At 46.3% G+C, this 6,898-nt stretch carries 4 protein-coding genes and 2 CRISPR repeat arrays; of the genes, 1 reads left to right on the forward strand and 3 read right to left on the reverse strand.

Annotated elements, in window-relative coordinates:
• Positions 1-121 precede the first annotated feature (121 nt).
• From HNR77_RS22275 to HNR77_RS22285, 3 genes are all read right to left on the reverse strand, one after another.
• Positions 122-2,164, reverse strand: a complete 2,043-nt coding sequence (locus HNR77_RS22275; RefSeq protein WP_311768663.1) for a YhgE/Pip family protein — start codon at positions 2,162-2,164, stop codon at positions 122-124.
• A gap of 220 nt (positions 2,165-2,384) precedes the next feature.
• A complete protein-coding gene (locus HNR77_RS22280; RefSeq protein WP_184189324.1) occupies positions 2,385-2,963 on the reverse strand; it encodes a TetR/AcrR family transcriptional regulator in 579 nt (192 codons plus the stop codon).
• Positions 2,964-3,686: 723 nt separating this feature from the next.
• Positions 3,687-4,653: a CRISPR direct-repeat array (repeat unit 33 nt; unit sequence GTCGCACTCCGTATGGAGTGCGTGGATTGAAAT).
• Positions 4,654-5,218: 565 nt separating this feature from the next.
• The gene (locus HNR77_RS22285; protein WP_184189327.1) at positions 5,219-5,449 is read right to left on the reverse strand and encodes a helix-turn-helix domain-containing protein; all 231 of its coding nucleotides are present in this window, start codon (positions 5,447-5,449) and stop codon (positions 5,219-5,221) included.
• A 225-nt stretch (positions 5,450-5,674) separates the two neighbouring features.
• Here HNR77_RS22285 and HNR77_RS22290 point away from each other — a divergent pair, with 225 nt between their 5' ends.
• Positions 5,675-6,037 carry a hypothetical protein gene (locus tag HNR77_RS22290; RefSeq protein WP_184189330.1) on the forward strand — a complete coding sequence of 121 codons (363 nt, stop codon included), beginning with the start codon at positions 5,675-5,677 and terminating at the stop codon, positions 6,035-6,037.
• Positions 6,038-6,268: 231 nt separating this feature from the next.
• Positions 6,269-6,772: direct repeats of the CRISPR family, unit length 32 nt; unit sequence GTCGCACTCTACACGAGTGCGTGGATTGAAAT.
• Positions 6,773-6,898: the final 126 nt, after the last annotated feature.

Here is a 6,898-nt window from a genome sequence, read left to right on the forward strand (position 1 = left end):
ATAGCAGGTCAGGACGAGGGATATGCCTTTTTATTACGTTCCGATGACAGAATAACCTTCCACTCGCTATTATCCGTCTTTATGTGGTGACTGGCATTCTTGCATTTATCAAAGAATGAATCTAAGCCTGCAGTACGGCTTCCTGACTAACACTGTTGTCCTCGGCAGTCCGATGCTTCAGGAAATACGATAATGTACCCGCCAGGCCGAGGATGGCAAAGAGGCACAAGATTCCGATCTGATCCCAGGCGACGCCAAACTCTCCGCTGGAAATAACAGCTTTATATCCGGTTACCGAGTAAGTCATTGGTAGCCATGGATTAAACACTTTAAGCCAGTTCGGGATAAGCTCCAACGGGAACGTGCCCGCACTTGTGGTGAGCTGGAAGATCAGCATGAGAATCGCGATGAAACGCCCCGGATTTTCCAGCCAGGTAACGAGTGCCTGAATGATGTACATGAAGGTCAGACTGGTTACAAAGCTGAATAACAGAAATAATGGGACACTCTGTACCTTCAATCCCAGACCGTATAAAACGAGCCCGGAAGCGAGCAACGATTGAACACCGCTCATGATCGTGAAGGCAAGCGTTTTGCTCACAAATCGATTCCAGCCTGTAGCGTCGCTCACACTGCTCCCCCGTGTCGGTACAACGAGTGTAGCAATCAGCGCACCAACAAACAGACCAAGAGACAGGAAGTAAGGCGAGAAGCCTGTGCCGTAATTCGGGACCTGATTCAGTTTGTGTTCATCGACCTTCACAGGTTCAGCATACATCTGGACGAGTTCATCTGTTTGATGCACACTGCTGGTTTGCTCGGCTGCATCCTTTAATTTGGTGGCGAGCTCCCCGGAGCCATCGGTTAATTTGACCGTGCTCTCTTTCAATTCACCCGCACCGTTTGCAAGCTTCTGAGAACCGTCCGTCAGAGTAGAGACTCCATCTTCCAGTGTGCCCACACCTTTCAAAAGCTTACCCGCACCAGCATTCAGCTGCTCTGAACCTGCTGCCAGCTTGGCACCACCCGCCGCCGCTTCATTTAATTTGGCGTTGAATTGCTCCAGTCCAGCGGCAAGCTGTTCTTGCCCGCCAGACAACTGAGCAGCGCCCTGCACCAGCTGCTGCTCACCTTGCACTAGCTGACTGCTGCCTTGGTGCAGCTGCTGCTGTGCAGCTTGAAGCTGCTGGCTTCCGGCAACGAGCTGCTGCCCGCCTTGATATACCTGCTCACTGCCAGCGGCTACAGCCTGACTGGCTGCGAGCAGCTGCTGAACAGCGGGGCTGGCCGCGAGCTCAGGGCTGGATTTGGCTAACTGTTCCAGACCTTGAGCGACCGCTTTGGCGCCTTCGCTGACTTTGCCGCTGCCCTCAACAGAAGCCTGCAGCCCGGCAGTCAGCTTCGCACTGCCTTGCTCGGTAGCGGCGAGTCCGGCGTCCAGCTTGGACGCACCCTCTTGCGCCGCTTGCACGCCGGCATGCAGCTGCTTGCCGCCGGCTGCTGCCTGAGCTGTACCGTCACCGAGCTTGGTGCCGGCAGCAGCTAATTGAGCGAGTCCACTGGATAGTGTGCTCGCGCCTGTGTGAAGATCACCTGCGCCTTTGGCAAGGGAGGCTGTGCCTTCTTTTAACGAAACTGTGCCGTTTTGCAGCTTGCCTGCACCATCCGCCAGTTTCGCCAGGTTTTCTTTTAACGTAGCCGCTCCTGCGTCTAGTTTGCTTGCTCCATCGTGAATCTTCTCAGCGCCATCTCCGGCAGTCGCCAAACCGTCCGACACATCTCCGACCTTATCCAGCAGGGACTCGGTATACGATTCAGTGACTTTGGCAGAGACTTTGGTGCGAATCTGTTTGACCGCCGTACCGCCGATCTGACCTGCAAGGAAGTTGTAGCCTTCGTTGGGCTCGTAGATCAGCTCTGCGGGCTCGGGGTGGTCATCCATCAGCGTGGTTGCTTTGGCGGAAAAGTCCTCCGGAATGACAATCGTCATGTAATACTTGTTGTCTTTCATGCCTTGTTCTGCCTGTTCGCGGGTGACGAACTGCCAGTTAAAATCATCACTTTTTTTCAGCTCATCGACCAGATTCTGGCCGACCTCAAGCGATTTATCATTGTAAACTGCACCCTGGTCCGTGTTCACCACGGCTACAGGTAATTCATTCATTTTGCCATACGGGTCCCAGAAGGCGTTCAGAACAGCCCGCTATATAACACCGGAATGAACAGTACAACGAGAATTGGAATAAACACTTTTGGTTTCTTGAAGGCGGACTTCAAATCCTGCCCAAATACACGCAATGATTTCATGATGTTCTCTCCCTATCTTACGCTAATCCCTTGTTTTCTATCTCTAGTATGGTCTATGTGCGTCTGTGGGCGTTTCTCTATGTGGGGGACAATCCATTTTTGAGAAAGAGGCCCACAAATGCTTTGATCTGATCCTTGTGCAGCGTAGGATGCGCTTTGTTCCAATCGGATGTCAGGCTGACGTACAGCTTCATTAGTACAAACGAAACCAGCTTGGGATCGTCGGTGCGAATCTGCTGTAGTTCCATGGCACGACTGACCTGACGCTCGAGGTATTCGAGGATGGCTTTCTCTACCTTTTGCAGACCCTCCTTCGCTTGCGGCGTTCCGAACTCATTGACCTCCTGGAACAGCTTGATCAGCAGTTCATGCTCCTCCCGATATTCCAGCAAAGAGTCCATACTCTGATGTACGTTATCCAAAAAAGAGTTTTCCTCATTCACCGTCTGTTCCGTGATCTGTTTCATATCGGAAATAATCGAGCGCAGGATCTCATCGAACAATTCTTCTTTATTCTCGAAAAAGGTATAGATCGTTCCTTTGCCCACATTGGCCAGTCTCGCAACTTGCTCCATCGTTGTGGCCTTGTAGCCAAACAGGGCAAAGGATTTCTCGGCAGAGTCCATTACCTGTTGCCTTCGATCTATCGTTTTCACGGCATATGCACCTCCTTGATGTGAGATATGTTTAATGGGTGAGGCGGGTGAAACACGTGCGAAGCACTGGTGTTGCAGGTGAAGAAGTTGTGAATCTAAATGTAAGTAAACTGTGGAGCACTGAACATGTGAATCAAATGTAAGTAACTCGTGGTGCTGAACATGTGGAACGATGGAAGTAGTCCATGAAGCTGAACTTTCGATTGACCGTTTTACTATTTCGGTCACTTGGTCGTTATTTAATGTAGCATTTGAGGAAGATGTTGGATGTGATGTTTGTCATAGTGAAAGAGAAGGAGGGGGAACCATCACGCTAACGATCCCACAGAACCTTATTTTGCAACCTGAGTGAAGTTTTAAAATCTAACGATCCCCAGAAGCGCTATTGTAGTTCAAACCTCAAAAATGTGGCACAAAACGCGTCATTTCAAGTAAATAAGGTTTCTGGAGATCGTTAGAATATGAGAATGCCCAAAATGGGCCAAATAGCGTCGCTGTGAATCGTTAGGTTCCTGAGATCAAGCTTGCTCGTGGTGCGAACCCCAAGCTCACATGATTTTCCTGAGGGATTCGCACCAAAAATTGCTCTTTTCATTCCCTTTTGGCAACGTTTTTGTTGAATTATTTGATTGCTTTGTATAAAATTAGGGGGAATCAAGGTAAGAAGTTGCGGAATTACGAAATATTTTCGTTGGAGAAAATGTTTATACGTTATTTTTCGCTGTCGCACTCCGTATGGAGTGCGTGGATTGAAATCTGGAGGTCTCGCGCTTGGAGAAGCCGCGTTTTAGTCGCACTCCGTATGGAGTGCGTGGATTGAAATAGGCTACCAAGCTTGAGTTTCGCCTGCAAATCCAGTCGCACTCCGTATGGAGTGCGTGGATTGAAATCATGTACCGGGTTCGGAAGGATTAGCCGCAATATCGTCGCACTCCGTATGGAGTGCGTGGATTGAAATCTTCTTGCTGGTTCCTGACTGGTCATCCTTAAACGTCGCACTCCGTATGGAGTGCGTGGATTGAAATCAGCCATTCGACAACTAGCCTGAATTTATCCTCCGTCGCACTCCGTATGGAGTGCGTGGATTGAAATTTCAGAGAGGTGGTGGTAACACATGGCGAGTATTGTCGCACTCCGTATGGAGTGCGTGGATTGAAATAGTGAACATGTTCATTCGCTCCTTTTGGTTTGGTAGTCGCACTCCGTATGGAGTGCGTGGATTGAAATACTTAGGCTCATGTCATATCACCCACCACCATATTGTCGCACTCCGTATGGAGTGCGTGGATTGAAATGACCGTAGGCGTAGCAGGAGCGCTTGTAACAGCGTCGCACTCCGTATGGAGTGCGTGGATTGAAATCGCAACTGATCGGATGACTGGCGCAAATTTATCCCCGTCGCACTCCGTATGGAGTGCGTGGATTGAAATGCAGCTCACAGTTAAATTGTCTAATACAGGAACGAGTCGCACTCCGTATGGAGTGTTTGGATTGAAATTGAGATAGCCAAGTGCAACGGGCTATTTTTCATGTAGTCGCACTTCGTATGAAGTGTGTGGATTGAAATACATCTTGTGCCTTGGCCTGCATGACAGATGCAACGTCGCACTCTGTATGGAATGTGTTGATTGAAATAGAATCCAGTAAAATGCATGGCGTCGCACTCTGTATGAAGTACGTGGACTGAAATGATGCAATGGGCTGCTTGGGTTGTTACCCTGGTCGCACTCCATATGGACTGATCGAAATATTTGTTGTGGTTGCTTACTTGGAAGGGAAGTAATTTAAAAAAATAAAAAAGATGCTCGTCCGAGCATCTATACACTGGTATGATTTATAATGTACAGCCAATTTGTGGTGGGAAATGGCCATCTCCTGAAAGGAGGTGATCGCATGAACTTTACTATCGAACAAGTGATGCTTATAGCAATGTTGGTAATCGCGTTGCTGACATACACTGATCGTAAGAACAGGTGACCCACCACAGGTTGACCGCCAGAGGTAGGGTCACTTCACTTTGAATGAGCACCACTCATAGGTGATCACACCATATAAGCTGTGCAGGGGTAGCCATTGGCGTGGCTACTCTTTTTTTTCTTGCTTTCATTTTATTAAACATCTTTACCGCATACAACCCCTACATACATATATTTATTCTTATGAAGTGAAAAGGCTCCTCGGAAAAGTTAAATACATTTCTTCGAGAATATGTACAAGAGCTCCCGAGTGAATGGAAATATGTAAAGAGCCCGTGATTAGTTGCTTTTTGAATTAGCAGGGATATATTCTAATAGGTCCCCTGGTGAAACATTCAGACCTCTACAAAGTGCACCAAGAGTATCATAATCAATACGTTTGGTAGCATTACCTGCCAGTGAAGTAATCGTATTGCGACTCACACCTGTTAATTCGACCACGTCTTTATTTTGTAATCCACGTTCTTTCATGATATCACCAAGACGACAGCGGATAAGTAATTCATTCATGAAATTTCCTCCAATAAAAATATTTTTGCACAATATGTTGACATATGTTCAAGGAACTAATATGATGGGAATATAAGTAATGTCAATATGTTGACATAGTGACATTAGTATTTGTTTTTACTTTAATCCTAACAAAAGGAATTATCTATAGCAATATCAACATGTCCACGTAGTCATTACATTTTCTACTTTTGGTGTGTATAGAACTTGTGAAGGAGATACGCAATGAAGACATCAGGAAAGTTGAAACTTGCTTCATTAATACTTGGTCCATTAGACTACGCTAATGATTTTTGTCTTTACCAAGGTTATGTTGTAAATGAATGTTATTTCATTTTTCTTGAAGAGAGTTCTGGAGTGCTATGGCTTCGTCATGTGTGTAAGGTGGAACATATAGATAATTTATACATAAACGGAGATGGAGGAGGGATTATGCTGATTGAGCAAACACGAGGAGATATCACAGAGATAGTCCAAAGGATCGTTGATCGTTTATCTGGAATGGATGCTCTTACATTTCTAACAGATGTATTGTTGTGGACTCCAGAACGGGTAGATATGAGCTTGAAACTGGATCGTTTTCAATAGGAATCTAGTAAATTTTTCTAAATGAGTTCAAATACGACGGGTGCGAATGCTAAGCTCACACGATTTTCCTGGGGGATTCGCACCAAAAATCGCTCTTCTCATTCCCTTTTGGCAACATATTTGTTGAATTAATTGATTGTTTTGTATAAAATCAGTGTGAAATCTTGTTTAGAAAGTGCGGAATTACGGAACATTTTCGTTTGTTGAAATGTTTATACGTTATTTTTCGCTGTCGCACTCTACACGAGTGCGTGGATTGAAATCTTTACGTTTATCGCTGGTATCAGACCAAGCTAAGTCGCACTCTACACGAGTGCGTGGATTGAAATGCTGCCTTCGTCTGGATTAGCGCAAAGATAGAACGGTCGCACTCTACACGAGTGCGTGGATTGAAATTTCGTGGCTCATCGGATCAAAGGACTTTTCCAGTAGTCGCACTCTACACGAGTGCGTGGATTGAAATCAGCGTGGTCAGGTTGTAAATGTCGCTCCAGAGCAGTCGCACTCTACACGAGTGCGTGGATTGAAATGTTTGACCAGTTTTTAGATGTTGCGCAGCAGCCGTCGTCGCACTCTACACGAGTGCGTGGATTGAAATCTTGTGATGTAATTCAATTCGATGACCATGTTCAAGTCGCACTCTACACGAGTGCGTGGATTGAAATGATATAGGCTAAATCGATAATTAAATATGTAAAATCATGTCGCACTCTACACAAGTGCGTGAAATGAACTAAAATCCCAAAAAGACATATCTCATTAAACGGAGGCCACTGAAAAAGTCCATTCCATGTTAAAGGTACAGCTCTCAAGAAAATTGTGGAGACTGTACCTTTTTCGCTTATAATTAAAGTATCATGG

It is taken from the genome of Paenibacillus sp. JGP012 (genome assembly GCF_014203995.1).
Taxonomy (GTDB): domain Bacteria; phylum Bacillota; class Bacilli; order Paenibacillales; family Paenibacillaceae; genus Paenibacillus; species Paenibacillus silvae.

Bases quoted from the DNA above. Each gene is read 5' to 3' on its own strand.
- HNR77_RS22275 (WP_311768663.1), bottom strand. From the start codon at position 2,164: ATGAATGAATTACCTGTAGCCGTGGTGAACACGGACCAGGGTGCAGTT.
- HNR77_RS22285 (WP_184189327.1), bottom strand. From the start codon at position 5,449: ATGAATGAATTACTTATCCGCTGTCGTCTTGGTGATATCATGAAAGAA.
- HNR77_RS22290 (WP_184189330.1), top strand. From the start codon at position 5,675: ATGAAGACATCAGGAAAGTTGAAACTTGCTTCATTAATACTTGGTCCA.